Source organism: Acaryochloris sp. IP29b_bin.148 (assembly GCF_028285565.1).
Lineage (GTDB): Bacteria > Cyanobacteriota > Cyanobacteriia > Thermosynechococcales > Thermosynechococcaceae > Acaryochloris.
On the sequence record NZ_JANQOY010000216.1, the window covers coordinates 1 to 3100 of the forward strand.

Consider the following 3100-nt stretch of genomic DNA (forward strand, 5'->3'; position numbering starts at 1 on the left):
TATCACGAAAACTGGCTAAACAACTTGTCCATCAGCATATCTATGAATGGGCGTAGAGAAGGTCATTCTTGAGAGACCCCAGAATCCGTTAGAACGAGACCCAACCGAAGCCATTCAAGAGGGATGTAACACCTTCAACGCCTCAAGCCCAGCCCACTTCAGAGATGGATGCAGTGGCTCTTTATGCCTCGATTGACAACATTGGCACCTATGGGGGCATGGATTATGGAAACGCTAATCAAAGTTCAGGTCAATCCTTCAGCAATAGTTTTGACCAAGGGGGTGAGCCGTGGATGAGTCCCGGTGAGACAATTTTGGCTCAGTTGGAAACTCCCATATTCTGGAGTGCAGACCGAGCGCAAACCACGGCTTTAGCGGTGGTCACTCAAGGCAGTGAATCCATCCCTGCCGGGACCAAGGTGGCTGTATCAATGGGTGATGTCAAAGGGGATAGTTCCAAGTTAGTGGCGCTATCTCTGACCAATATTGTTGTCGAGGGTCAGGCTGTAGTGGTCAATGGGCAAACCTCGATTACGGATGAGAAGGGAAAGCCCCTGGAAGCTAAGCGGAAAGGGGCAGGCTCAAAAATCCTACCCGTTATCGCTAAAACCCTGCTGGGTGCTGCCTCCACGGGAGCAGATATTATCAACCGCCCCACCTCCATTACCTCGACATCGGGGAGTTTTACCTCTAGCGTTTCTCAGAGTGGGGAGAATGATGTCCTCGCAGCCCTTGTTCAAGGGGGAACCGATGCTTTACTCGGAGATTTGAATCAACGGAATCAAGCGGCCTTGCAAGAGAACCAGGGGAGAGAGTTCTTTATTCTCAAAGCGGGGGCGGTGATTCGGATTACGGCGATTGATTCTGTGAGATAACCTAAGTTCTGGATAAGCTAAAAACCTACATTCATCGATAGGTGCATCTCAACAATAGATTTATCCAAGACTCAGAGTATTTGTTCTTCGTAACCAGTCATTAATCAAGTGCAGAGACTAATGGCAATCACCTACAAAAGCCCAACAACCAGGTCTGTTGTTATAAGGGCAAGGAACGCACCAGACAAAGCCACCAGCAGCTTTGGGTTCTAATTGCTCAGCATATGTAGCAGCTTGGAATCCAGTAAATACCCCAGTGCTTTGAGAAGTTGCTAGTGTAACAGGCTGACTGTTAGGCACTGAAAAAGTCTGAGAATAATCAAAAATTTCTCCTGAACCCTTATGAAGACTGTCCTGACAAAGGGATACTTTTGATTCGCTGAGGCTTATGTCAATGTCCTTGTTCTCAATATCAGCTAAAGCAAGACTAGAGAAACAGGTGACTTGCAAAATACTGGATACTGTAATCGTGCCAACAGCCAGCCCTACCCGTTTTGGAAGCTGTAATTTAGTCATTATTTTCTCCATGTATTAGCGATGGGGATTCAGTGTAATTCAAGGGGAACAAGACTTTTCAATGAGTCAAAACCCAAAAAAATCTTGTGCCTACTTGTGAAAGCCTAATAAATGCTTGAATCTACTAAATAAGTATTGATTGATACAAAAAAGCATTAACGCCCTTATTTGACATGCTTATTCAGCCAAATTCTGTTATTTGCTTGTAGTCTCATGAAATTGAACCTATAAAAAAAGGTTCGGCACTTCAATCGAATGTTATGGAAGTAAATAGGTAATTTAGTAGAGTTATTGTGAATAGAAGTAGAAAAATATGGAAAAAGTAGGGCTCTAATGAGTGGATTACATCAAACTGTCTTGGGGAAAGGGTAAATTGAAAATCTTGATTTCTAAAGCTTTTGAGGAATGATGTAAATTTCGCTCCTAAAATACTGGCGATATCCAAAACGTTTAAGAAATATAGTTTCAGAGTTTATACATTTTATTGTCTGACCAAAGCAATAATGGAACGTTAGTGAAATGGTGTTGGATTGGAGTCTGGCAATTAGTTAGAGGCATGAAATTATTCGATATTGCTGAAAAGTCATTACGCATAACTAAATGTTCTACCCTTGATAATTCGTTGAATCCGTAGACTCTCATAGGTCCATCGGAGTCAACCCAATGAAGACAACCTTACTCCTCACAACAGCAATCATCCTTACCCCATTGTCGGCACTGGCCGCAGTTCAAAGTATCAGCCTAGCCGATGCCACAGAGGGGATTGCCCCTACCATCAACGTCTGCCCTGGCAAGGGATACAACATCTCATTCCTAGACATGCCTGGGGGTGTAGCCTGGGCCAAGATTGATGACCCTAGCCAGGTCCATGTCTCATTTGAAACCAGGCAGATCAGCAAATCACCCGCCCAACTGATCCATCTCCAACGGATTGAGCAACTGAATTTCAGAGGTATCCCCAAAGCACCCCAAACCCTGCTAACCGTCTTCACGACCTCTCGACAGTTACTGCGCTTTACAGTTGCCTATACCTGCCCCAATCGCTTTGATACGGGAATCATCCGAGGTGTCATTGCCACCCGAAGGCCCAAACAGCGAATCAAGTCCAAGGATCCAGTGATTGCAGTTCCCAAGGCGAAGCTTTCAGCGGATCCAACTGAGCCGCAAGTCTCGTTTTCCAACCAATACGTGATCGAGGGAAGCTTTGAGAATCTGTATGGATTCCAACCCAAGGAAGATTCTCAGACACCCTCACCTGAACTAGATCCAGTCCCTGTCCCTGTCCCGACCATCGAGGTTCCTGCACCAAAACCAAAGCCTACCGAAACTGCAAAAGCCCCCGTCGAGCTTTCCCCCTCCAAAGTTGCTTGGCATCTGACTAAAGGACTACAACAAGCCAACCTCAAGGGCGAAATCAACTACAACACCTATACCTACAGACGTTGGCAATCCATCATTGCCAGGGTGCGTGGAGAGCAGGACTTACCCGCTGCAATCAAGGCTGTTGTCCCTAGAAGAAAACTAAAGACCTTCCAGAAAACGGGGGTGATTCTCCTGCGGTATGGGGGACTGGAACAGCCCTCAATGATGTTCACCGACTCATAAGCAAGGACGGAGGGCAGCATCATGCTACAAAGCTTAATCCTTGCACCGTTATTATTTGGTCAGCATTTCGGGACGGATGCGGGGCTGCAATACAACCCATCGTT

Annotated in this window: 3 protein-coding genes; 2 read left to right on the forward strand and 1 reads right to left on the reverse strand. The window is 45.9% G+C overall.

Annotated elements, in window-relative coordinates; genetic code table 11:
* Positions 1 to 164: 164 nt before the first annotated feature.
* Positions 165 to 875, forward strand: a complete 711-nt coding sequence (locus Q0986_RS19500; protein ID WP_299414610.1) for a hypothetical protein — start codon at positions 165 to 167, stop codon at positions 873 to 875.
* Between the two features lie 117 nt (positions 876 to 992).
* Here the strand turns inward: Q0986_RS19500 and Q0986_RS19505 are convergent, their stop codons facing one another.
* Positions 993 to 1391, reverse strand: a complete 399-nt coding sequence (locus Q0986_RS19505; protein WP_299414612.1) for a hypothetical protein — start codon at positions 1389 to 1391, stop codon at positions 993 to 995.
* A gap of 663 nt (positions 1392 to 2054) precedes the next feature.
* On the opposite strand from Q0986_RS19505, the gene Q0986_RS19510 reads away from it, so the two are divergent.
* Positions 2055 to 2996: a hypothetical protein gene (locus tag Q0986_RS19510; RefSeq protein ID WP_299414614.1), complete on the forward strand. Its 942-nt coding sequence runs from the start codon at positions 2055 to 2057 to the stop codon at positions 2994 to 2996.
* The last annotated feature ends 104 nt before the right edge of the window (positions 2997 to 3100 follow it).

Coding starts and splice junctions, on each gene's coding strand:
- Q0986_RS19510 (WP_299414614.1), top strand. CDS start 2,055: ATGAAGACAACCTTACTCCTCACAACAGCAATCATCCTTACCCCATTG.
- Q0986_RS19500 (WP_299414610.1), top strand. CDS start 165: ATGGATGCAGTGGCTCTTTATGCCTCGATTGACAACATTGGCACCTAT.
- Q0986_RS19505 (WP_299414612.1), bottom strand. CDS start 1,391: ATGACTAAATTACAGCTTCCAAAACGGGTAGGGCTGGCTGTTGGCACG.